26 protein-coding genes and 1 pseudogene are annotated in these 24,140 nt (G+C 68.4%); 21 read left to right on the forward strand and 6 right to left on the reverse strand.

Features of this window, described 5'->3' with window-relative positions; genetic code table 11:
• From A9X03_RS26905 to hpt, 3 genes are all read left to right on the forward strand, one after another.
• Window positions 1-470 (forward strand): zinc-dependent metalloprotease (locus tag A9X03_RS26905; RefSeq protein WP_197696156.1); only part of this gene is annotated, 470 nt, incomplete at its 5' end.
• A complete protein-coding gene (gene tilS, locus A9X03_RS26910) occupies window positions 449-1,411 on the forward strand; it encodes a tRNA lysidine(34) synthetase TilS (RefSeq protein ID WP_067781692.1) in 963 nt (320 codons plus the stop codon). The genes A9X03_RS26905 and tilS, both read left to right, overlap by 22 nt.
• Window positions 1,412-1,461: 50 nt before the next feature.
• Window positions 1,462-2,073 carry a hypoxanthine phosphoribosyltransferase gene (gene hpt, locus A9X03_RS26915; RefSeq protein WP_067758765.1) on the forward strand — a complete coding sequence of 204 codons (612 nt, stop codon included), beginning with the start codon at window positions 1,462-1,464 and terminating at the stop codon, window positions 2,071-2,073.
• A gap of 122 nt (window positions 2,074-2,195) precedes the next feature.
• Here the strand turns inward: hpt and A9X03_RS26920 are convergent, their stop codons facing one another.
• A complete protein-coding gene (locus A9X03_RS26920; RefSeq protein ID WP_067758763.1) occupies window positions 2,196-2,942 on the reverse strand; it encodes an SIMPL domain-containing protein in 747 nt (248 codons plus the stop codon).
• Between the two features lie 462 nt (window positions 2,943-3,404).
• Here A9X03_RS26920 and A9X03_RS26925 point away from each other — a divergent pair, with 462 nt between their 5' ends.
• Together A9X03_RS26925 and A9X03_RS26930 are read left to right on the forward strand one after the other, a co-directional pair.
• On the forward strand, window positions 3,405-3,704 hold the full coding sequence (locus A9X03_RS26925; protein WP_067758760.1) for a PE family protein: 300 nt from the start codon (window positions 3,405-3,407) through the stop codon (window positions 3,702-3,704).
• Window positions 3,705-3,715: 11 nt separating this feature from the next.
• Complete coding sequence (locus A9X03_RS26930) at window positions 3,716-4,951, forward strand: PPE family protein (protein ID WP_067781690.1); 1,236 nt, start codon at window positions 3,716-3,718, stop codon at window positions 4,949-4,951.
• Between the two features lie 146 nt (window positions 4,952-5,097).
• Here the strand turns inward: A9X03_RS26930 and A9X03_RS26935 are convergent, their stop codons facing one another.
• Both A9X03_RS26935 and A9X03_RS26940 read right to left on the reverse strand, forming a co-directional pair.
• On the reverse strand, window positions 5,098-6,621 hold the full coding sequence (locus A9X03_RS26935; protein WP_067781687.1) for an adenylate/guanylate cyclase domain-containing protein: 1,524 nt from the start codon (window positions 6,619-6,621) through the stop codon (window positions 5,098-5,100).
• Between the two features lie 186 nt (window positions 6,622-6,807).
• Window positions 6,808-7,158: a hypothetical protein gene (locus tag A9X03_RS26940; RefSeq protein WP_067781684.1), complete on the reverse strand. Its 351-nt coding sequence runs from the start codon at window positions 7,156-7,158 to the stop codon at window positions 6,808-6,810.
• A gap of 173 nt (window positions 7,159-7,331) precedes the next feature.
• On the opposite strand from A9X03_RS26940, the pseudogene A9X03_RS29560 reads away from it, so the two are divergent.
• The 4 genes and pseudogenes from A9X03_RS29560 to A9X03_RS26960 form a co-directional block, all read left to right on the forward strand.
• Window positions 7,332-7,625, forward strand: a pseudogene (locus A9X03_RS29560) (PE family protein); the annotation flags it as partial.
• A 696-nt stretch (window positions 7,626-8,321) separates the two neighbouring features.
• Complete coding sequence (locus A9X03_RS26950; protein WP_068263869.1) at window positions 8,322-9,437, forward strand: PPE family protein; 1,116 nt, start codon at window positions 8,322-8,324, stop codon at window positions 9,435-9,437.
• 77 nt (window positions 9,438-9,514) lie between these two features.
• Window positions 9,515-9,811, forward strand: coding sequence for a WXG100 family type VII secretion target (locus A9X03_RS26955; RefSeq protein WP_067890511.1), 297 nt, complete (start codon window positions 9,515-9,517; stop codon window positions 9,809-9,811).
• 28 nt (window positions 9,812-9,839) lie between these two features.
• A complete protein-coding gene (locus tag A9X03_RS26960; RefSeq protein ID WP_067758743.1) occupies window positions 9,840-10,124 on the forward strand; it encodes a WXG100 family type VII secretion target in 285 nt (94 codons plus the stop codon).
• Window positions 10,125-10,150: 26 nt separating this feature from the next.
• Here A9X03_RS26960 and A9X03_RS26965 read toward each other — a convergent pair whose 3' ends face one another.
• The 3 genes from A9X03_RS26965 to A9X03_RS26975 are packed head-to-tail and all read right to left on the reverse strand — an operon-like array spanning window position 10,151 to window position 13,319.
• Window positions 10,151-11,164, reverse strand: a complete 1,014-nt coding sequence (locus A9X03_RS26965; protein WP_067758740.1) for a zinc-binding dehydrogenase — start codon at window positions 11,162-11,164, stop codon at window positions 10,151-10,153.
• Entirely contained in the window at window positions 11,164-12,351 is a 1,188-nt protein-coding gene (locus A9X03_RS26970; protein ID WP_067758737.1) for an LLM class flavin-dependent oxidoreductase, read from the reverse strand. The genes A9X03_RS26965 and A9X03_RS26970 overlap by 1 nt, the downstream gene beginning before the upstream one ends.
• Complete coding sequence (locus A9X03_RS26975) at window positions 12,348-13,319, reverse strand: alpha/beta fold hydrolase (protein ID WP_067758732.1); 972 nt, start codon at window positions 13,317-13,319, stop codon at window positions 12,348-12,350. The genes A9X03_RS26970 and A9X03_RS26975 overlap by 4 nt, the downstream gene beginning before the upstream one ends.
• 132 nt (window positions 13,320-13,451) lie before the next feature.
• On the opposite strand from A9X03_RS26975, the gene A9X03_RS26980 reads away from it, so the two are divergent.
• The 12 genes from A9X03_RS26980 (at window position 13,452) to A9X03_RS27035 (ending at window position 24,107) form a co-directional block, all read left to right on the forward strand.
• Window positions 13,452-13,868 carry a VOC family protein gene (locus tag A9X03_RS26980; RefSeq protein WP_067781670.1) on the forward strand — a complete coding sequence of 139 codons (417 nt, stop codon included), beginning with the start codon at window positions 13,452-13,454 and terminating at the stop codon, window positions 13,866-13,868.
• A 264-nt stretch (window positions 13,869-14,132) separates the two neighbouring features.
• A complete protein-coding gene (gene ftsH, locus A9X03_RS26985) occupies window positions 14,133-16,532 on the forward strand; it encodes an ATP-dependent zinc metalloprotease FtsH (protein ID WP_067781667.1) in 2,400 nt (799 codons plus the stop codon).
• A gap of 15 nt (window positions 16,533-16,547) precedes the next feature.
• Window positions 16,548-17,162: a GTP cyclohydrolase I FolE gene (gene folE, locus A9X03_RS26990; RefSeq protein ID WP_067758715.1), complete on the forward strand. Its 615-nt coding sequence runs from the start codon at window positions 16,548-16,550 to the stop codon at window positions 17,160-17,162.
• Window positions 17,163-17,181: 19 nt separating this feature from the next.
• Window positions 17,182-18,015, forward strand: coding sequence for a dihydropteroate synthase (gene folP, locus A9X03_RS26995; RefSeq protein WP_067758818.1), 834 nt, complete (start codon window positions 17,182-17,184; stop codon window positions 18,013-18,015).
• Window positions 18,008-18,409 carry a dihydroneopterin aldolase gene (folB, locus tag A9X03_RS27000; RefSeq protein ID WP_067758713.1) on the forward strand — a complete coding sequence of 134 codons (402 nt, stop codon included), beginning with the start codon at window positions 18,008-18,010 and terminating at the stop codon, window positions 18,407-18,409. Before folP ends, folB begins: the two co-directional genes overlap by 8 nt.
• Window positions 18,406-18,954 (forward strand): 2-amino-4-hydroxy-6-hydroxymethyldihydropteridine diphosphokinase, encoded by a 549-nt coding sequence (gene folK, locus A9X03_RS27005; protein ID WP_067758711.1) that lies wholly within the window; start codon window positions 18,406-18,408, stop codon window positions 18,952-18,954. The genes folB and folK overlap by 4 nt, the downstream gene beginning before the upstream one ends.
• Entirely contained in the window at window positions 18,954-19,430 is a 477-nt protein-coding gene (locus A9X03_RS27010; protein ID WP_067890514.1) for a DUF3180 domain-containing protein, read from the forward strand. The genes folK and A9X03_RS27010 overlap by 1 nt, the downstream gene beginning before the upstream one ends.
• A gap of 86 nt (window positions 19,431-19,516) precedes the next feature.
• The gene (locus A9X03_RS27015; RefSeq protein WP_068263872.1) at window positions 19,517-20,896 is read left to right on the forward strand and encodes a DUF6779 domain-containing protein; all 1,380 of its coding nucleotides are present in this window, start codon (window positions 19,517-19,519) and stop codon (window positions 20,894-20,896) included.
• A 127-nt stretch (window positions 20,897-21,023) separates the two neighbouring features.
• Window positions 21,024-21,935, forward strand: a complete 912-nt coding sequence (locus A9X03_RS27020; protein ID WP_068263876.1) for a Rossmann-like and DUF2520 domain-containing protein — start codon at window positions 21,024-21,026, stop codon at window positions 21,933-21,935.
• Window positions 21,932-22,870, forward strand: coding sequence for a pantoate--beta-alanine ligase (gene panC, locus A9X03_RS27025; RefSeq protein WP_067758699.1), 939 nt, complete (start codon window positions 21,932-21,934; stop codon window positions 22,868-22,870). The genes A9X03_RS27020 and panC overlap by 4 nt, the downstream gene beginning before the upstream one ends.
• Complete coding sequence (panD, locus tag A9X03_RS27030; RefSeq protein WP_067758696.1) at window positions 22,870-23,289, forward strand: aspartate 1-decarboxylase; 420 nt, start codon at window positions 22,870-22,872, stop codon at window positions 23,287-23,289. The genes panC and panD overlap by 1 nt, the downstream gene beginning before the upstream one ends.
• A gap of 2 nt (window positions 23,290-23,291) precedes the next feature.
• Entirely contained in the window at window positions 23,292-24,107 is an 816-nt protein-coding gene (locus A9X03_RS27035; RefSeq protein ID WP_067781658.1) for a type III pantothenate kinase, read from the forward strand.
• Window positions 24,108-24,140: the final 33 nt, after the last annotated feature.

The following is a 24,140-nucleotide window of genomic DNA, read 5'->3' on the forward strand; positions in this document are numbered from 1 at the left end:
TTGGTGAAGACGTCGGGCAGGTAGCGAGCCGGCTCGCGGATTACGTGCGCAACCGCGGCAACGGGGCGCCGGACAGCCCGTCGGGAATCGTCGGCCTGGTGCGCGCCGTGCAGTCCGAGCCGCAGCGGCAGGCCCTCGACCGGCTGCTGGTTCTCGGCACGCTGTTGGAGGGCCACGCCGACCATGTGATGGACGCCGTCGGGCCAATGGTGGTGCCGTCGGTCACCACCATCCGCCGCCGGTTCGACGAACGCCGCAACCGCAAGCAACCGCCGCTGCAGCGCCTGCTCCGCGCTTTGCTGGGTCTCGATGCCAAGCTCAGCCAGTACACCCGCGGCAAGGCGTTCGTCGACCACGTGGTGGGCAAGGTCGGTATGGAGCGGTTCAACGCCATTTGGACCGGACCCGAGACGCTGCCCCTGCCCGCCGAGATCGAGGACCCCCAGCGATGGATCGACAGGGTGCTGTAGGGCAGCTGCGTGCGGCTGTCGAGGCGTTCGTCAAGGCTCACGTCGCCACCGTCGAGCAGTGGTGTGTGGCGCTGTCCGGCGGCCCCGATTCGCTCGCGCTGACCGCGGTGGCGGCCCAGTTGCGGCCCACCACCGCGGTGATCGTCGATCACGGCCTGCAGCCGGACTCGGCCGGCGTCGCCGAAACCGCCCGGGCGCAAGCCGTCGGTTTGGGATGCGTTGCGGCGCAAGTGGTTCGCGTGCGTGTGGGGAACGAAGGTGGCCCCGAAGCCGCGGCCCGCGCGGCCCGCTATGCCGCGCTGAGCGCGTACCACGACGGGCCGGTGCTGCTGGGCCACACGCTCGATGACCAGGCGGAGACCGTGCTGCTGGGGTTGGGTCGCGGGTCGGGTGTGCGGTCGATCGCCGGGATGCGGCCGTACGACCCGCCGTGGGGCCGGCCGTTGTTGGGTGTTCGGCGCGCCGTGACCCACGCAGCGTGCCTCGAGCTGGGTGTGACGCCGTGGCAGGATCCGCACAACTCCGACCGCCGCTTCACGCGGACCCGGCTGCGCCTCGAGGTGCTGCCGCTGCTGGAGGACGTACTGGGCGGCGGGGTGGCCGAGGCGCTGGCCCGCACGGCGACGGCGCTGCGCGAGGACACCGAGCTGATCGACTCCCTCGCTGCCCGGGCGCTGCCCGAGGTGAAGGCCGAGGCTGGGCTGCAGGCGCAGGCCCTGGCCGCGCTTCCCGCCGCGGTGCGGCGCCGGGTGATCCGCGGCTGGCTTCTGGCGGGAGGCGCAACCGGCTTGACGGACAAGCAGATCCGCGGTGTCGACGCCCTCGTCACCGCCTGGCGCGGGCAGGGCGGGGTGGCTGTCGGGTCCGCGTTGCGTGACGAGCGGTTGATCGCGGGGCGGCGCGACGGGGTCCTGACCCTGTGGCGCGAACCGGTCCGGTAACCGCAATACCGGGGTCGCCGTTGGTTATTCGGCCGTTGGCGTGGCACTCTGTGGGCGTGGCCCAGATCTCCTCGGCGATCACCCCCGCGCAGCCCGTGGAGCTGTACCCGGGGGACATCAAGTCGGTCCTGCTCACCGCCGAGCAAATCCAGGCGCGAATCGGCGAACTCGGCGAAGAGATCGGCGGGCACTACCGCGACGTCATGGCCGAGACCGGCCAGGATCTGCTGCTGATCACCGTTCTCAAGGGCGCTGTGATCTTCGTCACCGACTTGGCGCGGGCGATTCCGGTGCCCACCCAGTTCGAGTTCATGGCCGTCAGCTCCTACGGGTCCTCCACGTCGTCGTCCGGTGTGGTGCGGATCCTCAAGGACCTGGACCGCGACATCCAGGGCCGCGACGTGCTGATCGTGGAGGACGTCGTCGACTCGGGCCTGACCCTGTCCTGGCTGCTGCGCAACCTCACCAGCCGCCATCCGCGGTCGCTGCGCGTGTGCACGCTGTTGCGCAAGCCCGACGCGAAGGGCGCCAACGTCGAGATCGCCTATGTGGGCTTCGACATCCCCAACGACTTCGTCGTGGGCTACGGCCTGGACTACGACGAGCGCTATCGCGACCTGTCGTACATCGGCACCCTGGATCCGAGGGTCTACCAGCAGTAGCCCGCCATCGGGCTAGCGGCGATCGTGAGCGCGGCGGAGCCGGGTGAAGCGGGTCGCCGCCATCGGGCTAGCGGCGATCGTGAGCGCGGCGGAGCCGGGTGAAGCGGGTCGCCGCCATCGGATCAGTCCAGCTCCCACACCGCGGTCACCGAGAAGCTCACGGTCTGCTGGCCGGGTTCCAGCGGGACCGCGCTGGGCATGGCCCTCGGTGGCGCGGGCGGTCCACCCGTCGTGGGTTCGGTCGCCTCCGAGATGGACAGCACTCGGCCCAGCCGGAGTCCGGACAGCTGTGCGTACTGCTCGGCGCGGTTCTTGGCGTCGTTGAACGCTCGCGCGCGGGCATCCTTGACCAACTGCGAATCGTCGGTGATGGAGTAGCTCACCGACTTGATTCGGGTGGCGTCGCCACCCGTGCCGACGATGAGGGCCAGCATCCGCGACGCGGAGTCGGGCGGGTGGATCCTGACCGTGATGGCATTGGTGGCGCGGTACCCGGTGATGGTGGCGGTCCCGTTGGGCCCCGGATTGCTGAACTGTGGCTGCAGCGTGACCTCGGTGGTGCTGATGTCCTTGCGGTCGACGCCCGCGCCGGCCAGCGCATTGATGACCGCTTGCTGGCGGTCGTTGGTCTGGTTCATCGCCGAGGTCACGTCGGGCGCGGTGAATTCGATACCGACGTCTGCGGTCAGGGTGTCCGGAACGCCCTGGACCTGCCCCGACCCCAAGACGGTGACCTGACGAGGATTCACGCCGGGCGCGGGCGCCGACGGTGGGGAATCGCAGGCCGACACCGTGGCGGTAGCTAACCCGGCGACGACCAGGGTGATCCACTTGCGGGCAAATCTCGGGGCATTCCTTGCGACCGGCATGCCTGGCACCTTAGCCGTTGACGCAAGCAGAGGCTACGGGTTGCCCGGTACCAGGCGATTCGGGCGGTTCTTATGCGCGAATGTCGCTGTGCACCATTGGTATTGGTGCCAAATCGGTAATGTCGCCGGCATTGTGGCACGCCCAGGCCGCATGCGCCCGTCGCACGGCGGCGTTCGGCCGTCCTCTGCATCCCGCAGGCAAACGTTGACTGCTAATCCAGCAACCACATATAAGCACATATATGACGCTAAACATATTGGTTTGCAATAACTTTCATGCAGAATCCAAATATTCCAGCACTTCCGGTCAGCTAAGTGAACAGTTACCGACCCGGTCATGAATTGGCAGTCCCAAGGCTGTCCTTCCTGGGCATGCCTCCCCTAACGTGTCCAGGCGTCTGATTCGGTACCCGACAGCTGGTGCTGAAAGTTATTGATTACAAGGTGATTTGAGGAGGGGATATGCCGTTCGTGATGGCGCAGCCGGAAACGATCGAGGCGGCGGCCGGAGAGCTGCATGGCATCAATGCGGCGGTGCGGGAGGGCAATTCGGCCATGGCCGCGCCGACGACCGGGGTGGTTCCGGCCGCCGCGGATGTGGTTTCCATATTGACCGCGGCGCAGTTCTCGTGGCACGCGAGCCTCTTCCAGGCGGTCAGTGGCGAGGCCGCGGCGGTTCGCGAGCAGCTGGCGACGACGCTCGGTATCAGCGCCGGTTCCTATGCCGCCACGGAGATCGTCAACACTGCCGCGGTCGGTTAGGCGGAAGCGCAATGTTGGATTTCGCGCAGCTACCGCCGGAGGTCAACTCCGCGCTGATGTATTCGGGACCCGGCTCGGGGCCGCTGCTGAGTGCCGCGGCGGCGTGGGACGGGCTGGCAGCCGAGTTGCATGCCGCGGCGTCCGCCTATGGCTCGGTGATCGCGGGTCTAGGCGACGGGCCGTGGCAGGGCCCGGCCGCGTCCGCCATGCTGGCGACCGCCGCGTCCCAAGTGGCGTGGCTCCGCGGCACGGCCGGGCATGCGGAAGAGGCCGCCGCTCAAGCGATGGCGGCAGCGGGCGCCTACGAGGCGGCGTTCGCCGAAACGGTGCCGCCGCCGGTGATCGCGGCGAATCGGGCCCTCTTGATGGAGCTGCTGGCGACGAACGTCCTCGGTCAGAACACCGCCGCGATCGCGGCCACCGAGTTCCAATACGGCGAGATGTGGGCTCAGGATGCAGCCGCAATGTACGGCTACGCCGGCACGTCGGCTGCGGCGGCGACCTTGCCGCCATTGGAGCCGGCGGCACCCACCACCAATTCGGCCGGGGTCGCGGGTCAGGCCGCGGCGGTGACCCGAGCGGCCGCGAACAGCGGTACGCAGAGACTGGACGCGGTGCCGCAAACGCTGTCGTCACTGGCCGGGTTGCCGAACAACCCCGCGGCTGCCAACCCCACGTTTTCCCTGGGCGGAATCAGTCTGAACCCCGAAGGCGATGGGCTCGTCATCGGCGGCCCGCTGGGCGATTTGTTGGAGGGGCTGACCGGGTCGCAGACCTTGGATGCCAGCACGCCCTTCGACGCGTTCATCCGATTGATCTCACCGACACGGCTATTCACGACCTCGTTCAAGGACATACAGAGCATCGCTCAGGGCATGATGCCCGCCGCGAAGTCCGCCACCGAGAGCGCCGCCAAGGCCGCGGAAGCGGCTCTGCCCGCAGCGGTTTCGGGCGGCGCAGGCCTGGGCTCGATCGGGTCGATAGGCGGTGCCGTGGGTAAGGCTGCGTCAATCGGTGGTTTGTCCGTGCCGGCCGGTTGGGCGAGCGCGGCCCCGGCCGCTTCGCCGGTCACCCTGGCGGTCAACGGATTCCATTCGGCTGGGGCGGTCGAACCCGCCACGAATGCGGTCGGTGGGGTGCCGATGACGCCGTTCGGTGGGACGGGCCGCAATGCCGCGGGCCAGTTTGTCGCGCCCCGATACGGCTTCAGGCCGACGGTCATCGCTCAACCCCCCGCGGGCGGCTGAGAATTGAAGCGTAGAAGCGTGTCAGCTGAAATATGCAGAGCTGGCGAACATTTCGCCCTGCGGCGGTTCGTCGAGTGGTTTCGATCGAATGGCGGCCGCGAATGTGAAAGATAAGATTCCGCCAAATGGGTCACCCCTCCGGAGCGTCAGCCTGAGATCGCCTCCCGCCGCGGGTCGAGGCAATAGATGTGCAGTGCAGCGGATTTTCCTTTCAGCGCGTGAAATCCGCGGTCGGCGAGCGTTGCCGGTCGAGTGGCCAGGGAGGCAACGGTCTGGCCGGTGAGAAGGATTGCGTCGCCGGTGGTCTTGGTGAGCTGCTCGACGCGCGCTGCGACGTTGACCGTGTCGCCGATGAGGGTGAACTCCAGCTTTCCCGCGGCGCCGATGGTTCCGGCGATCACCGTACCGGTGTTGATGCCGATGCCGATCCGAAGGTCCGTTTCGAATAGTTCTGTGACGCGGCGTTGAATTCGCACCGCGGTGCTCACCGCGGCGTCCGCGTGATCCGTGAGGTCGTTGGGGGCTCCGAACACCGCCATAGCGCCGTCGCCGAGGAATTTGTTGACATGCCCACCGGCGTCGACGACCGCAGGCACCACGATTTCGAAAAGCGCGTTCAGGCGGGCAACGGTGTCCTCGGCGGTGTTTGCCTCGGCGTACGGCGTGAAGTCGCGCACGTCGACGAACATCACCGTCACCTCACGGCGCTCGCCGGTGAAAACATCGTCACCCTGTTCGAGCAGTCTGGCCGCCAGGGCGGGGTCGACGTAGGTGCCGAATGCTGCCTGAAGTCGTTGTCGCTCAGCCAAACCCGCTTGCATGCGATTGAACGACGCCACCAGCGCGCCGAGGTCATCATCCTGGACCACCGGCAGGCGTTGTCCGTAGTCGCCGGCCCCCACCCGCACCGTTGCATCGGTGAGGTCGCGAATGGGCCGAAATGACGGCGAGAGCATCGCAACGACGGTGATCGGTACCCCGACGACAAGTGTCAAGGCGCCGGCGGTCACAAGGGAGAGCACCGGGACTCCTCTGCCCCGATCCAGCGCTACCGCCACCATCGCGGCCATTGCGGAGAAGGTGAAAATGGAGCCCGCTATCGAGAGGCCCAGCCAGGTGGCGAAGGTCGGACGAGCGCGCGGGAAGTCGTCGCCGATGCCGGTATTTTCGGCAAGGGCTGCCCTGACTGGTCGCGCCGCTCCCTCCCCGAAATTGTGCACACCGATCAGCGCGGTAGCCAATCCTGCGGCGGCACCGACGATCCCGTACTGAATCAGCCGCGTCCCGCTAGCTCCGGCAATCAAACCGACAACCGTCAAGAGCACCACGACCGACGTCGCTATCAACCAAAACGCTCGGATATCGGCCATTCGAACCCAGTCATAGGTACCGGCCAGGGCCTTCGCCCGATCAACCTCACGGCCGGCCGCCCACTGTTGCGCCAGTCGCAACCGTCCAATGCCGGGAACAAGACTTACGAAGCTCATCACCAGCGTTACGACGGTTGCGACGACAGATGCTTCCACGTAGTGACTGGACTTCTCGAATGCGACGACGATCCACGACCAAAGCAGGAAGACCGGCAGAGTCGAGATGAAAACCGCTATCAAAAGCGCCCACCAATACCTCGCCCCGAACCGGTCCCACGCCCACTGCCAGATGCGATCCATGCCGGCAGAGTAAGCCGGCAAGCGAGCACGGCATCCGGTTTCGGGTCCGCGACGTTACGGGCCGAGTCGCAGACCAAGACGTCGGGGTGCGCAACGACGAGATTGGCCGCCGCATTTTCCGTGACGGCGGTCGTGAGCGGTGTCGTGGCGGCCAGAGGGGCCGAAAAACAGATGACTGCGGCGAGCTCAGTCGCGCGAGGACTCCGCCGTCGGGTTCGGCATCAGCACGCGCTGTCGGGTCGTCACACGGAACGGATCCGGCGACTGACCGTCGCCCAGGACCGCGTGCACATCCTCGGGCGTGATCAGGCCCAGTTCTATCTGTAGCCAGGTAGCGCTGAGCCCGAACGCGTGCGCGGCGCGCCTGGCCTCTTCGGCATCGGGAAAGTCGTCCGCGTTGGCGCGCCCGCCGGCCCCGTACCAGCGCCCTTTCGTGACGCCACAGGCGTCGCGCAACTGCTCGATGGTGATGTCGCGGTTCAGCGTCGCTTCAAGCAGGCGCTTCAGCCCCCAACCTGCGGCATTCGTTCGTGGCATCCACCCAGAGTAACCCGGTGCCGAAACCCGGGCAAAGTGTCTCCACCTGCGAGTTCGTGACTGAAAAAATGAAAGTATGGCAGAGAGCTAGACAACAATTCCGAATTCATGACATAGTGTCCGCAAGCACGACAACACGAGCCGGATTCCGGCATTGCAGAGGAGAAGACCAGATGTCGTTCCTGACCACGCAGCCCCAGCTGCTGTTAGCCGCGGCGGGCCAGCTGCAGGCAATCGGCTCCGAGCTAACCGCGGCCAACTCGATGGCCGCGTTTGCGATCACGGGCGTGGTCCCGGCGGCCGCCGACGAAGTCTCGGCGATGACCGCGGCCACCTTCGCCGCTTACGGCCAGCAGTATCAGGCGATCAACGCCGAGGCCAGCATGATCCACGAGCAGTTCGTCAGCGCCCTGGGAATCAGCGCCGATTCGTATGCCGGAACCGAAGCCGCCAATGCGACACAAGCCGCGGGCGGCCGCGTCGCACCCGCCATGCCCGTCCATCTGGCTCCGGGCGGACCCGCTCACACGTCGCCTGCCATGCCCAGTCGCGTGGCGCCCGCCGTGCCCAACCGCGTGACCCCCACGGTGCCCGCCCGGCCGGCGACCGCAGGCGCGCCCCCGGCGTCCACGGCCTCGGGCTGGAGCGGCGGCGGGTATGGCGGGCACATGCCATCGCAGCACGGCGGCTATAACGGCTATGGAGCGGCCAATTACGGCCGCCACCAGGCTCCGTACAGCCGCGGTCACTATGGCGCCCGCCCGCCCGCTCCCGCCCAGCACCTTGCGCCTCCCGCACACATGGCGCCCGCCCAGCATGTCGAGCACGTCGCGCCCGCGCACGCGGCGCCCTCCCAGCATGTCGCCCGCGCCGACGTGGCGCCCCAGCACGTCTCACCCGCCGAGCTGGCGCCCCAGCATGTCACCCGCGCGGATATGGCGCCCCAGCACGTCTCACCCGCCGAGCTGGCGCCGACGGCACCGGTCCACCGGGTGCCCCTTGCTGCCGCCATACCCGCCGAGAAGGTGCTGCCCATGCAGCTGCCCGGCGGCACGCCCGGCGAACACGTCGTGCACGCGCACGCCGCAATCAAAGCCGCCGCCGGCCCAAAGCCCTTGCCGGCGCTGGCATAGCGAAAACGACCGTAAGAGAGGAAAGCAGTAATGGATTTCGGTGCGATGCCCCCGGAGATCAACTCGGGCCTGATGTACGCGGGCCCGGGACCAGGTTCGATGCTGGCGGCGGCGATGGCATGGGAGGGGCTGGCCGCGGAGCTGCGGATGGCCGCGACGAGCTACGGGTCGGTGATCCTGAACCTGACCGACGCCGGCTGGCAGGGCCCATCGTCGGCGGCCATGGCGGCCGCGGCGGCGCCCTACGTGGCTTGGATGCACGCGACCGCCGCGCAGGCCGAGCAGGCCGGCATGCAGGCGACGGCCGCCGCGGTCGCGCACGAGACGGCGTTCGCCGCTACCGTGCCGCCACAGTTGATCGCCGCCAACCGGTCACTGCTGATGATGTTGGTCGCGACCAACTTTCTGGGGATAAACACCGCGGCGATCGCGGCCACCGAGGCGCAGTACGCCGAGATGTGGGCCCAAGACGCCGCGGCCATGTACGCCTACGCCGGCTCGTCGGCCGCGGCGGCGATGCTGGCACCTATGGCGGTCGCGCCGCCGACCACCAACCCCGGAGGGGCGGCGTCCAGCGCCGTGGCCGCGGGTGCGGCCAACATGCAGGGCGCCACCCAGGGACTGGCGATGGGCCTGCCGTCCACGCTCAATTCGTCCGCGTCGTCATTGGTGAGCAGCTTCCCTTCGGCCGTCAGCAGTTTCACCGGCTTGCTCGGCACGCCATTCGGAGGACAGGGCGCCGGTACGGCCGCATCAGGATTGGGCGCGACGACGGCGTCGAACGCAGGCCTTGCGACGGCCATGCTCGGACCCGGTGTTGTCTCGCGGGTCGGGATGCCCGGAATGCAGCACCTGGTGCCGGCCGCGCCGTCCATGCGCGCGCCGCAGATGCTGGCGCCCGCGCGGTTGATGCCATCCGCGGCCATGGGCCAGGCGGCTCCTGTTGGAGGTTTGTCGGTGCCGCCGAGTTGGCAAGCCGCGACTCCCGAGGTCGCCGGCCCGACCGCCACCCCGTTGGGCAGTGCCGGCGCACCGATGCTGGCTCCGCGCGGTATCCCGGCGGGTCAGGTTGGCGGCATGGAGATGCGCGGATTCGGCGCTGCGGCACCGACTCGCGCCACTGTACTGCCCCAGCTGGTCGGATGACGGAAGGGAGAGAGGGAACTTCGAGGATTTAGCGACCAAACTTCAGAATTGACAAATACTTTCGAAGGAGAAATGTAATGACAGCACGATTCATGACGGATCCGCACGAGATGCGTGCGATGGCGGGCCGCTTCGAGGTGCACGCCCAGACCGTTGAGGACGAGGCCCGCAAGATGTGGGCGTCGTCGATGAACATCGCCGGCTCGGGCTGGAGCGGCCAGGCGCAGGCGACCTCGTACGACACCATGGGTCAGGTCAACCAGGCCTTCCGCAACATCGTCAACATGCTTCACGGTGTGCGCGACGGGCTCATCCGCGACGCGAACAACTACGAGCAGCAAGAGCAGGCCTCGCAGCAGATCCTGGGCACCTAGCCCACCGACAAACAGGAGACGAGTAACGATGACAATCAACTATCAATTCGGCGATGTCGACGCCCACGGCGCCACCATCCGCGCGCAGGCCGCGTCACTGGAGGCCGAGCACCAGGCCATCGTTCGCGATGTTCTTGCTTCCGGCGACTTTTGGGGCGGCGCGGGGTCCGCGGCGTGCCAGGAGTTCATCATTCAGCTGGGCCGCAACTTCCAGGTGATCTACGAGCAGGCCAACGCGCACGGGCAGAACGTGCAAACCGCCGGCAGCAACATGGCGGGCACCGACAGCGCTGTCGGGTCCAGTTGGGCCTAGGGGCGCGGCGGGTCGACACCAGGGGCCTAAGGGGTGACGAGAACCTTGCAGTGGCGCTCGGGGTCGGCGAGGTCGTCGAAGGCCGCGCCGACCCCGTCCAGCCCGACCTCCCCGGTGATCAGCGGGCTGGCGTCGATGTCGCCCTCGGCCAGTGCACGCAGCGAGTCGGTGAATTCCTCCGGGGTGTAAGCGAGCACGAACTGGACGTTGATCTCTTTGGCGATCGCGAAGAACGGATGCAAGGTGTCGGGCTGCATGCAAACGCCCGCGACCACCAGGCGGGTGCCGGGCCGGGCCCGGAGCAGCACGTCGTCGATGATCCCGGGCACGCCGACCGCTTCGAACACCACGGCTGGTTTGGCGACGTCGAACGGCGAACCCTGCGAAGCGTCCAGCGTTTGATGGGCGCCCATGGCGGTGGCCAGCTCCTGCCTCTTCGGCGAAAAATCTGATGCCACAATGTTTTCCACCCCGCGGGCACGCAGAGCCGCGATGATCGCTATGCCGATCGGACCGCAGCCGATGACCAGGGCCGTCTCTCCGGAGGAGATGTTGGACTTGTTGACGGCGTGCAAGCCCACCGCCAAGGGTTCGGTCAGGGCCGCCTGCCTGAAGTCCAAGCCGTTGGGGACGGCCAGCAGCAGCGGCGCGGACAGCAGCATGCGTTCGGCATAGCCGCCGATTGTGCTGTTGCTGTAGACGATTGGCTCGGCACCCTTGGCCGACAGCAACACCGGGAGCGAGGTTACCAGCGTTCCGGGCGGGAGGGTTTCGGTATCGGGGCCTGCCTCGAGCACCTCGGCGCTGAACTCGTGTCCCATGAAGATGTCGTGGTCGAGGTCGACGTGCATGCCGCTCCGGCCGCCGGCCACCCGATCGGTCATCTCGAGCACCTGCGCGCCGTGCGCGGCGAAATGCAGGTCGGAGCCGCAGATCCCGCATGCCCGCACGCCGACGAGCACCTGCCCTGCCTCCGGCACGGGATCCGGCACATCGTCCCGGTAGACCATTCGGCCGTTTCGCAATACCGCAGCGCGCATCAGCTTTTCACGCCCTTCTGTTCGTCGACGTGCTCGGAGATGGCCTTCACCACTGCCTCACCGGCTCGGCCGATCAGCTGATCGCGATTGCCCTTGGCCCAGTCGTGCGATGACCGCGCCGCTTCGAGCTGCCCTTTGAAATGAGGAATCACCTTGCGCGCCATCAGGTCATAGCAGTGATACGTCGCCTCGGGGGAGGCCCAGTCGTGCCCCAGCATCAGCAACGTGCCGAAGCCACCGGAGCGCTCGAGCAGGTCCTCGATGTGGGCGATGGCATCGTCGGGCGTGCCGATACAGCAATTGCCCTTGGCGGCGTAGTCCTCGACGAACTCGTGGGGTGACTGGGCGCCTTCGACGGAGTTGGCCAACGGTACGAACCCGGCCGCGCCGAAGTAGTTGGCGAAATCCTGCAGGCCGTAGGTGCAGTCGTCGATCGCCTTTTCCCGGCTGTCCGCGATGTGCATGATGCTCAGAACACGCCAGTCGGCCCGGTCCGGCTCGTCCCGGCCGACTTTGGCGGCCTGTTCGCGCACCACGTCCCAGGTGGTTTCCAGGGCGGCGAAGCCGCCCGGCACCGACATCGACAGCGACAGCAACGACGTGCCCAACGCACCCGCCAGCCGCGGTCCGGACGGCGAAATCATTGCCGCGGTCGATATCTCGGGGTAGGGCCAGGTGTAAGGCCGGATGTGCAGTTGCGCCTCGCGCAATGTGAACCAGTCGGTGTGGCGGTCGATCCGCTCCGAGGGGCCGGCCCGGAACAACGCGAGGATCGCCTCGAGCGACTCCTGCATCATGTGCCGTTGATCGACCGGGTCGATGCCCATCATGTAGGCGTCCGACGGCAGCGCGCCGGGGCCGGTGCCGAACATCACCCGGCCGCGGGTGAGGTGGTCGAGCAGCACCCATCGATCGGCCACCATGAGCGGGTGGTGGTAGGGCAGCGAGACCACTCCGGTGCCCAGCCGGATGTGCTTCGTCCGCTCCGCAGCGGCCGCGATGAACACCTCCGGGCAGGCGATCAGTTCGTAGCCGCCGGAGTGGTGTTCGCCGAACCATGCCTCGTCAAAGCCGAGCCGATCCAGCGCGACGACTCGCTCCATGTCGTATTCCAGAGCCACCGTTGGCGATTGGCCGATCGGGTGAAACGGTGTGATGAAGACACCGAACCGCAGGGGGGCACTCATCGCAGCTCCAATCCGTTGAGGAAATCCAATAGGGCCGCGTTGACCTCTTCCGGCCGTTCCTGCTGCAGCCAGTGCCCCGCGTCTTCGAGCATCACCTGTTGGTAGGAGCCGGTGATCAATTGCGATGCGCGGTCGGCGCGGGTGAACGTCAGCACCGGGTCGGCGGTGCCGCCGATAAAGAGTGCAGGGACAGTAATTTTGGCGTCGGCTAGCTCTGGGGTGGTCTCCCAGTTGCGGTCGAAGTTGCGATACCAGTTCAGGCCACCGGTGAATCCGGTGCGGGAGAACTCGCTGATGTAGTGGTCGAGCTCGTCCTGGCTGAGCCAGTCCGGCAGCCGGTCGGGTTCGGGAAGGCGATCGATGAACCCCTCGTCACCGGGCGCCACCATGCGCGCCGCGGCGAGCGGGTCACCCGATGTCCGCAGGCCGCCCAGCATCCTGCGTAGCGTGCGCGCGGGGTCACCGTTGAGTTCCGCGTCGGCGACGCCCGGCTCCTGGAAGTACAGGATGTAAAAGAATTTGTCGCCGAGCATCTTGCGCCACGCCCTCGTCGGCGCCACATGCGAGCGGGGAACGGCCGGGACGCTGAGCCCGGCGACGGCCGCAACCCGATCCGGGTGCAGCAGCGGCGCATTCCACACGACGGCGGCGCCCCAGTCGTGTCCGACCCAGACGGCACGCTCGGCGCCGACGTCGTCGAGCAGGCCGACCAGGTCGGCCGTCAGGTGGTGGATGTCGTAGGCCTCGATCGCCTCGGGGCAAGAGGAGCCGCCGTAGCCACGCTGATCGGGCGCCAGAACGTGATAGCCGGCCTCGGCCAGAACCGGTATCTGGTGGCGCCACGAATAGGCCAATTCGGGAAAGCCATGAGCCAAGATCACCACGGGCGCGCCGCGCTCTCCCGCCTCGACCACCCGCAGCCGTACACCGTTGGTCTCTACTAACCGTTCGGTTGATTTGAGCACCATGTCACCAAAGCACACCCCCTCCGGGGCTGAGAAGTATTCGCGCTGATTGCGAATACCGTTCCAATCACTTTGGTCGCCTGGTAGATATCGCCATGAGGCACTCGCATTTCAGTGGAAGCAGGTGGACCCCGCATGAAGCGGCTCGACCACGTCGTCCTCTGGACGAGAGATCCGCGCGCGTCGATGGATTTCTATACGAGGGTGGTCGGGTTGGCGCCGGTCCGGTTTGCCGAGTTCGAGGCCGGTGACGCTCCGTTCCCGAGTGTTCGGGTGTGTGAGGACGCCATCATCGACCTGTCGCCGATCGCCAGTATCGCTGGCACCGAGGCGCTGACGCGGACGGACGGCAGCGCCGGCCACCCGGTGAATCACGTGTGCCTTGCGCTATCGAAGTCCGAATACGACGCGTTGGACCAGCGTCTGCGAGCGGAGGGCGTGGACACCAGCGCGCGGTTGGGCCCCAACTTCGGCGCCCAGGGCTGGGCGCCGCAGGCTTACTACTTCGCCGATCCGGACGGCAACGTGATCGAGGCTCGCTATTACGAATGACGAAACGCCCGCCGTTCGCCCGGCCGGTCGGGAACCCGCGCGCCACCGCCCGGCTGGTCGGGAACCCGTCGTCGTTGTATCCAGAGAATGGTGGCGACCCGCAGCGCCCCGGCTCTGCCGGGACTCGCGATCGCCACTGTGCAGATGGTGGCGACCCGCAGCCCCCCGGCTCTGCCGGGACTCGCGATCGCCACTAGCGGTAACCTGGACTTTTCCAGCTGCGTGTATATCGGGGAAGGACCTGGCCAGCAAGGCCGATGATTGATGAACCGGAAAAACGTTATCCGCACCATCACGGCGATTGCCGTCGTGGTGCTCCTCGGTTGGTCGTTCTTCTATTTCAGCGACGACACCCGCGGCTATAAGCCCGTCGACACGTCGGTGGCGGTGGCGCAGATCAACGGCGACAACGTCAAGAGCGCGCAGATCGACGACCGCGAGCAGCAGCTGCGGCTGACCCTGAAAAAGGGCAACAACGACACCGACAATTCCGACAAGGTCATCACCAAATACCCGAGCGGGTACGCGGTCGACCTGTTCAACGCGCTGAGCGCGAAGAACGCGAAGGTCAGCACGGTCGTCAACCAGGGCAGCATCCTGGGCGAGCTGCTCGTCTACGTGTTGCCGCTGCTGTTGCTGGTGGGCCTGTTCGTGATGTTCTCCCGCATGCAGGGCGGTGCCCGAATGGGCTTCGGGTTCGGCAAATCACGGGCGAAGCTGCTCAACAAGGACATGCCCAAGACCACGTTCGCCGACGTCGCTGGCGTCGACGAGGCGGTCGAAGAGCTGTACGAAATCAAGGACTTCCTGCAGAACCCCGGCCGCTATCAGGCGCTGGGCGCCAAGATCCCCAAGGGCGTGTTGCTCTACGGCCCGCCGGGAACCGGTAAGACGCTGCTGGCACGCGCGGTGGCCGGCGAGGCCGGAGTCCCGTTCTTCACCATCTCCGGCTCCGACTTCGTCGAGATGTTCGTCGGCGTCGGCGCATCGCGGGTGCGCGACCTGTTCGAACAGGCCAAGCAGAACAACCCGTGCATCATCTTCGTCGACGAGATCGACGCGGTGGGCCGACAGCGCGGTGCCGGCCTGGGCGGCGGCCACGACGAACGCGAGCAGACGCTGAACCAGCTGCTGGTCGAGATGGACGGCTTCGACCCACGCGCCGGCGTCATCCTCATCGCGGCCACCAACCGGCCCGACATCCTGGACCCCGCGCTGCTGCGGCCCGGCCGCTTCGACCGGCAGATTCCGGTGTCCAACCCGGATCTGGCGGGCCGCAAAGCGGTGCTCGAGGTGCACTCGAAGGGCAAGCCGATCGGCCCCGACGCCGACCTCGCCGGGCTGGCCAAACGCACCGTCGGCATGACCGGCGCCGACCTGGCCAACGTCATCAACGAGGCGGCGCTGCTGACCGCCCGGGAGAACGGCACCGTCATCACCAGCGCCGCGCTCGAAGAGGCGGTGGACCGGGTGATCGGCGGCCCGCGCCGCAAGGGCCGCATCATCAGCGAGCAGGAAAAGAAGATCACCGCCTACCACGAGGGCGGGCACACCCTGGCCGCCTGGGCGATGCCGGACATCGAGCCGATCTACAAGGTGACCATCCTGGCGCGCGGCCGGACCGGCGGCCACGCGGTCGCGGTGCCCGAGGAAGACAAGGGTCTGCGGACCCGCTCGGAGATGATCGCGCAACTGGTGTTCGCGATGGGCGGACGCGCCGCCGAGGAACTGGTGTTCCGGGAGCCGACGACGGGCGCGGTGTCCGACATCGAGCAGGCCACCAAGGTGGCCCGCGCGATGGTCACCGAATTCGGGATGAGTTCCAAGCTGGGCGCGGTCAAGTACGGCACCGAACACGGTGACCCCTTCCTGGGCCGCACCATGGGAACGCAGGCCGACTACTCTCACGAGGTCGCCCGCGACATCGACGACGAGATCCGCAAGCTGATCGAGGCGGCTCACACCGAGGCGTGGGAGATCCTCACCGAATACCGCGACGTGCTCGACACACTGGCCGGCGAGCTCCTGGAAAAGGAGACGCTGCACCGGGCCGAGCTGGAGGGCATCTTCGCCGACGTCGAAAAGCGGCCCCGGCTCACCATGTTCGACGATTTCGGCGGCCGCATCCCGTCGGACAAACCGCCGATCAAGACGCCCGGCGAGCTGGCGATGGAGCGCGGCGAGCCGTGGCCGCCGCCGGTCCCCGAGCCGGCGTTCAAGGCGGCCATCGCGCGCGCCAGCCAGGCCGCCGCGGCCGCGGGGGCGGATGCGGACCGAAACAACAACGGCGGCAATGGTTCTCAGGCATCCGGCCACCGTCCGGGCGCGCCGCATGCACCCACCCAGCCCGACTACGGTGCGCCGGCGGGCTGGCACGCACCGGGATGGCCGCCGCAGGACCAGCAGCCGAATTACTGGTATCCGCCGCCGCAGGCCCCGCAACAGCCGTACTGGCCGCAGCCGGCGGGGCACTACCCGGGTTATCCCGGCCAGCACGGGCACCCGGGCCAGCAGACCCACCCCGGTCAGCAAGGGCAGGCGCAGCCCCCCTACCCGCCGTATCCGCCCTACCCGCCGCCGAGTCTGCCCGACCCGGACGGCGCAAGGTCTCCCGACCAGCAGGACGACGACGTGAGCCGGTCCAATCCGCCGGCTCACGGCTGACGAACGGAGGATTCGATGGCAGTAACCGGTTTGGGCCCGGACACCGCCACCCCCTCAACTCGGGTGTTCGACCAGGAGCGCGCCGAGGCCGCAGTCCGAGAGTTGTTGTACGCCATCGGCGAGGACCCGGACCGGCACGGCCTGCGTGAGACGCCGGCCCGCGTCGCCCGTGCCTACCAAGAGATGTTCGCCGGGCTCTACACCGACCCCGACAGCGTGCTGAACACCATGTTCGACGAGGAGCACGACGAACTGGTGCTGGTCAAGGAGATCCCGCTGTACTCCACCTGCGAACACCATCTTGTGTCGTTCCACGGTGTCGCCCATGTCGGGTACATCCCAGGGGCCGACGGGCGCGTCACCGGGCTGTCCAAAATCGCGCGGCTGGTCGACCTTTACGCGAAGCGCCCGCAGGTGCAGGAACGGCTGACCAGCCAGATCGCCGACGCCCTGATGACGAAGCTCAATCCGCGCGGGGTGATCGTCGTGATCGAGGCCGAGCACCTGTGCATGGCCATGCGCGGCGTTCGCAAGCCCGGCGCCGTTACCACCACCTCGGCGGTGCGCGGGCAGTTCAAATCCAACGCCGCTTCTCGAGCCGAAGCGCTCGACCTCATTTTGCGTAAGTGAGCCGGCGCCTGTGCGGGTGATGGGAGTCCTGAACGTCACTGACGACTCGTTCTCCGATGGCGGCCGCTATCTCGACACCGGCAACGCCGTGGCGCATGGGGTGGCGTTGGCCGCCGAGGGCGCCGACATCGTCGACGTCGGAGGCGAGTCAACTCGGCCCGGCGCCACGCGGATCGACTCCCAGATCGAGACCTCTCGCGTGATTCCCGTCGTCAAAGAGCTTGTGGCAGAGGGAATAACGGTAAGCATAGACACCATGCACGCTGATGTCGCGCGCGCGGCGCTGCAGAACGGCGCGCGGATCGTCAACGACGTGTCGGGCGGGCGTGCCGATCCCGCGATGGCTCCGCTGCTGGCCGAGGCCGGCGTGCCCTGGGTGCTGATGCACTGGCGTTCGGTGTCCGCCGAGCGCCCGCATGCGGCTCCGCACTACGACGACGTGGTTGCCGAAGTGCGCGCCGAGCTGCTCGCCAGCGTCGACGACGCGGTGGCGGCCGGTGTAGACCCCGCCAAGCTGGTGATCGACCCGGGACTCGGGTTCGCCAAGACGGCTCAACACAATTGGGCGCTGCTTCGCGCGTTGCCGCAGTTGGTGGCCACCGGAATCCCCGTGCTGCTGGGTGCATCCCGTAAAAGGTTCCTCGGTACGTTGTTAGCCGGGCCGGATGGCTCGCCGCGACCGCCCGCCGGCCGCGAGACAGCGACAGCGGTGATCTCCGCGTTGGCAGCGCTGTACGGGGCGTGGGGTGTTCGTGTGCACGACGTGCGGGCCACGGCCGATGCCCTCAAGGTGGTCGGGGCCTGGGCGCAGACCGAATCGCAGCAGACCGAGCTGGCTGGAGACGATGGCTGATCGAATCGAATTGCGGGGGTTGACGATTCGTGGGCGACACGGGGTTTTCGAGCACGAGCGCGCCGACGGGCAGGATTTCGTCATCGATATGACCGTGTGGATCGACCTCGCGGACGCCGCCGCCAGCGACGAGCTGGCCGACACCTACGACTACGGCCGGCTGGCCCAGCTGGCGGCCGACATCGTGGCCGGGCCGCCGCGCAACCTGATCGAAGCGGTCGGGGGTGAGATCGCCGATCGGGTGATGCAGGACGACCGCGTGCATGCCGTCGAGGTGGTGGTGCACAAGCCGCAGGCTCCGATCACGCAGCAGTTCGCCGACGTCGCGGTGGTGGTGCGCCGGTCTCGGCGCGGCGGCCGCGGTTCGGTGATCCCGGCGGAGCGGCGCCTATGACTTGGGTGGTCCTCTCCATCGGCTCCAACCTGGGCGACCGCCTGGCCCGGTTGCAGTCCGTCGTCGACGGGCTGGGCGAGACGGTGCTCGCGGTCTCCCCGGTCTACGAGACCGACCCGTGGGGCCGCGTCGACCAGGCGCCGTTTCTCAATGCGGTGCTGATCGCCAACGACCCGGCCTGCGACGGCCAGTGCTGGTTGCGCCGGGCGCAGGAGTTCGAGCGGGCTGCCGGCCGGGTGCGCGGCGAGCGCTGGGGCCCGCGCACCCTCGACGTCGACCTGATCGCTTGCTACGGCGAGGCGGAGGTGATCTCCCGCGAGAACAATCTGACGTTGCCGCACCCATTGGCCCACCTGCGTGCCTTCGTGATGATCCCCTGGCTCGCCATCGACCCCGATGCCCAGCTGACCGTCGCCGGGGACGCTCAGCCCGTCTCGGGCCTGCTGGCCCAGCTGGACCCCGCGGACCGGGAAAGCGTCCGGTTGACCGACCTCAAGCTGCACCGGCCGGGCACGGACCCGGCAGACCGGAGTCCGGAAGGCTGATGGGGCCGACCAGGAAACGTGACCTGACGGCCGCGGTGGTAGCCGCGGCGGTGGTTGGTTATTTGCTGGTCAACGGCCTCTACCGATTGTTTCCGCCGATCACGGTGTGGACCGGTCTGTCGTTGCTGGCCGTCGCCGTCGGCGAAGCCCTGTGGGCGCGCTACGTGCGGACCAAAATCAACGACGGCGAAATCGGGGTCGGCCCCGGCTGGCTGCACCCGCTGGCGGTGGCCCGCAGCCTGATGGTCGCCAAGGCGTCGGCCTGGGTGGGCGCGCTGATGTTGGGCTGGTGGGCCGGGATCCTGGTGTATTTCCTGCCGCGACGATCCTGGTTGCGGGCGGCCGCCGAGGACACCACCGGCGCCGTGGTCGCCGCCGTCAGCGCGCTGGCGCTGCTCCTCGCCGCGCTGTGGCTGCAGCATTGCTGCAAGTCGCCACCGGACCAGACCGAGCACGGCGAGGGTGCCGAAAACTAGCCCCCCTGTGACCCGGGTAACAACAGCGTGAGAATCGCCGGAGTAGGGCGACACGCGGATTGACCTCGCGCAGGTACAGTCAGGCCATGACCGTTCTGTCCCGCGGCGCCCGGGTTCGGCGCGGCGGCCGCAGGCCGGGGTGGGTGCTCTTGACCGCGTTGCTGGTCCTTGCGATGGGGGCCAGTTCCGCTTTGGTTTTCACCAATCGGGTGGAACTCCTCAAGCTCGCTGTAATCCTGGCCCTGTGGGCCGCAGTCGCCGGCGCGTTCGTCTCGGTGCTGTACCGCCGTCAGAGCGATGCGGATCAATCCCGCGTCCGCGACCTGAAGCTGGTGTACGACTTGCAGCTGGATCGGGAGATCTCCGCCCGGCGCGAGTACGAGCTGACCGTCGAGTCCCAGCTGCGTCGCGAGCTGGCATCCGAGCTGCGCGCACAAGCCGCCGACGACCTGGCCGAGCTGCGCGCGGAATTGAGCGCGCTGCGCACCAGCCTGGAGATCCTGTTCGACACCGACCTCGCCCAGCGGCCGGCCCTCGAGACGCCCGAAGCGGAGGCGGCCCCCGAACGCGCGTACAGCGAGTGGGACCGCAACGGCGAGACCCCGCGTGACGCGCCCTACGACTGGGTCGCCAGCGATCGGGTCAGCTCGGTCCCCCAGGACAACCCGGCGGGCCGCGCCGACGAGACGGCGATCATCGACGTGCCCGAGGAACCGCTGTTGCCGCCCCGGCAGCCCCAGAGCCCGCCGCAGCCCCGCCGCGACCGGGTCCCCTACCAGTACGAACCGCCGCAGGAGCCGCCACCGCCAGCCCCACCGCAGCCGTCGTACAGCGCCGCACCGCCCGAGCCCGAGCCGCGCTTCGAACCGCGTCAGCAGCCGCCGGCGCCGCAGCCGGAGCCGCAGGTGCAAGGCTGGCAGCCGGTGGGTGCGTCGGGGCTGTGGTTGCCGCCCGGCGCGCCGGGAAGCAACTGGGCCGGTGCCGATGAGTCCGCCCCGCCGGGCGAGGAGACGTCGGGCCGGCGGCGACGCGCCCGCCACTCCGAGCCGGACCAGGCATGGGCGGCCCCCCGCGACGAGCCGCCGCCGCCGTTCGGTGAGCCGGGTCGCCGGGCGCGGTCGCGCCACTCGGCCGAGTACCGCGACTACGGCGCCCCCGGCTTCGCGCCCCCGAGCGAGCCCGCGTTCGCGTCCGGCCCCATTCCCGCGGCGGCCACGCCCCCGCCTCCAGCGCCGCCGCATTCACCGTCACCCGACACCGACGGGGAGCCACCACCACCGCCGCGGCTCGCCCCGCCGCCACCGCCGGAGCACGCCCCCCGCCATGGCGGCGCGGACCCGCTGGCGCAGGCCCCGGACGGGCCGGGCGAAGGCCCCCCGACCGGCGGTCAGTCGGTTGCGGAGTTGCTGGCGCGGCTGCAGGTCCAGCCGTCCGAGGGCGGCCGGCGGCGGCGCCGCGACGGCTGAGCTGGGAGCTTCCTCACACGGGGCTTTCATTGGTCGGGGCCCGCTGATCGACTAGAGTTTTAGTGACCGAACGGTACCCACGAGGTGGGACCGGAACGAACGAAAGAAATCTGTGAGGTCGTCTGCGATGGTGCAGTTCGACGGTTTGCGCCCGGCCAGGCTCAAGGTGGGAGTCATCTCGGCCGGCCGGGTGGGCACCGCGCTCGGTGTCGCGCTGGAGCGCGCCGACCATGTCGTGGTCGCCTGCAGCGCCATCTCCCACGCGTCGCGCCAGCGGGCGCAGCGTCGACTGCCCGACACCCCGGTGGCGTCGCCGCCGGACGTGGCGGCCGGCGCCGAGCTGCTGTTGCTGGCCGTTCCCGACAGCGAGCTGGCCGGCCTGGTGTCCGGCTTGGCCGCGACGTCGTCGGTGCGGCCGGGCACGATCGTCGCCCACACCTCCGGCGCCAACGGGGCCGGCATTCTCGCGCCGCTGGCCCAGGACGGTTGCATCCCGCTGGCGATTCACCCGGCGATGACGTTCACCGGCTCCGATGAGGACATCAACCGGCTGGCGGACACCTGCTTCGGCATCACCGCCGCCGACGAGGTGGGGTACGCGATCGGGCAGTCGCTCGTCCTCGAGATGGGCGGCGAGCCGTTCTCCGTGCCTGAGGAAGCGCGGGTGCTCTACCACGCCGCGCTGGCGCACGCGAGCAACCACCTGGTGACGGTCCTCGCCGACGCGCTCGAGGCGCTGCGGGCCGCGCTGCGTGGCAGCGAACTGCTCGGGCAACAGTCCGTCGACGACCAGCCGGGCGGCATCGCCGAACGCATCGTCGGGCCGCTGGCGCGGGCGGCGCTGGAGAACACCCTGCAACGCGGGCAGGCCGCCCTCACCGGCCCGGTCGCACGCGGTGACGCGGCCGCGGTCGCCGGGCACCTGGCCGCGTTGAACCAGGCCGACCCGGAACTCGCGCAGGCGTACCGGGTGAACGCCCTGCGGACCGCCCGGCGCGCCCACGCTCCCGCCGACGTCCTCGAGGTGCTGGCGGGATGAGAGCGGGCAAACCGCCCGCCTTCAAGGCCGGCGAACTCAACGTTTACTCGCGCCCGCGCGACGTCACCGACGTCTCCCGCGCGCTGCGGCACACCGGCCGCCGGGTGATGCTGGTGCCCACCATGGGCGCCCTGCACGACGGCCACCTCGCTTTGGTGCGCGCCGCCAAGCGGGTGCCCGGCTCGGTGGTCGCGGTGTCGATCTTCGTCAACCCGCTCCAGTTCGGCGCCGGGGAAGACCTGGACGCCTACCCCCGGACCCTCGACGACGACGTGGCGCTCCTGCGGGGCGAAGGCGTCGAAATCGTGTTCGCGCCAACGGCCGCTGAGATGTACCCCGACGGCCTGCGCACCACCGTGCAGCCCGGTCCGCTGGCCGCCGACCTCGAAGGTGGCCAGCGACCGACCCACTTCGCCGGCGTACTGACAGTCGTGTGCAAGCTGCTGCAGATCGTGCGCCCCGATCGAGTGTTCTTCGGCGAGAAGGACTATCAGCAGCTGGTGCTCATCCGGCAGATGGTCACCGACCTGAACATCGACGTCGCCGTGGTGGGCGTGCCGACCATCCGCGAGGCCGACGGGCTGGCCATGTCGTCACGTAACCGCTACCTCGATCCGGTGCAACGCGAGGCGGCCGTGGCGGTGTCGGCGGCATTGACCGCGGGGGCCCATGCCGCGGACGCCGGACCGCAGGCCGCGCTGGACGCGGCACGCGCGGTGCTCGAGGCGGTGCCCGAGCTCACGGTCGACTACCTCGAGTTGCGTGATCCGGAGCTGGGCCCGTTGCGGGCCAACCGATCCGGGCGGCTGCTCGTGGCCGTCCGGCTGGGCAGCACCCGGCTGCTGGACAACATCGCGATCGAGATCGAAACTTCGCCGGCACCCGTTGGGCCGGACGGATATCGGGACCCCCGTGAATCATCTTGGAGGAATTGATGTTACGGACCATGCTCAAGTCGAAGATTCACCGCGCCACCGTGACGCAGGCCGATTTGCACTACGTCGGCTCGGTGACCATCGACGCCGATCTGATGGACGCCGCTGATCTGCTGGAGGGCGAGCAGGTGACCATCGTGGACATCGACAACGGCGCCCGCCTGGTCACCTATGCGATCACCGGCGAGCGCGGCAGTGGAGTGATCGGGATCAACGGCGCCGCCGCCCATCTCGTGCACCCGGGTGATCTGGTGATCCTGATCGCGTACGGGACGATGGAAGACGCGGAGGCGCGCTCCTACCAGCCGCGAATCGTGTTCGTCGACGCGGACAACAGGCCCATCGACCTGGGACACGATCCGGCCTTCGTTCCCGCGGATGCGGCCGAGCTTCTCGACCCCCGAATCACTGTGCGGTAGCCGTGCTGCTGGCGATCGACGTCCGTAACACCCACACCGTCGTGGGGCTGATCTCCGGATCCAAAGAGCACGCAAAGGTCGTGCAGCAGTGGCGGATCCGCACCGAGTCCGAGGTCACCGCGGACGAGCTGGCCCTGACCATCGACGGCCTGATCGGCGACGACTCCGAGCGACTCACCGGCGCCGCCGCCCTGTCCACCGTGCCGTCGGTGCTGCACGAGGTTCGGATCATGCTGGACCAGTACTGGCCGTCGGTGCCGCACGTGCTGATCGAGCCCGGCGTGCGCACCGGCATCCCACTCTTGGTCGACAACCCGAAAGAAGTGGGTGCCGACCGAATCGTCAACTGCCTGGCGGCCTTTCACCGGTTTCAAAGCGCCGCGATCGTCATCGACTTCGGCTCCTCGATCTGTGTGGACGTCGTGTCGGCCAAGGGCGAATTCCTCGGCGGCGCGATCGCGCCCGGCGTGCAGGTCTCCTCGGATGCGGCCGCGGCCCGCTCCGCCGCGCTGCGCCGGGTGGAGCTGTCCCGTCCCCGTTCGGTGGTGGGCAAGAACACCGTCGAATGCATGCAGGCCGGAGCGGTATTCGGCTTCGCCGGGCTGGTCGACGGCCTGGTCGGACGGATTCGCGAGGACGTCGAGGGCTTCGCCGGTGACGACGTCGCGGTGGTGGCGACGGGGCACACGGCTCCGCTGCTGCTGCCCGAACTGCAGACGCCCAGCCATTACGACCAGCATCTGACCCTGCACGGGCTGCGGCTGGTCTTCGAACGCAACCGGGACGCCCAGCGGGGCCGGCTGAAGACCGCGCGCTGAGTATCCCCGGCGACGAGATTGCCCCAGTGGTCG

It is taken from the genome of Mycobacterium sp. E1715 (assembly GCF_001667625.1).
Classification (GTDB): Bacteria; Actinomycetota; Actinomycetes; order Mycobacteriales; family Mycobacteriaceae; genus Mycobacterium.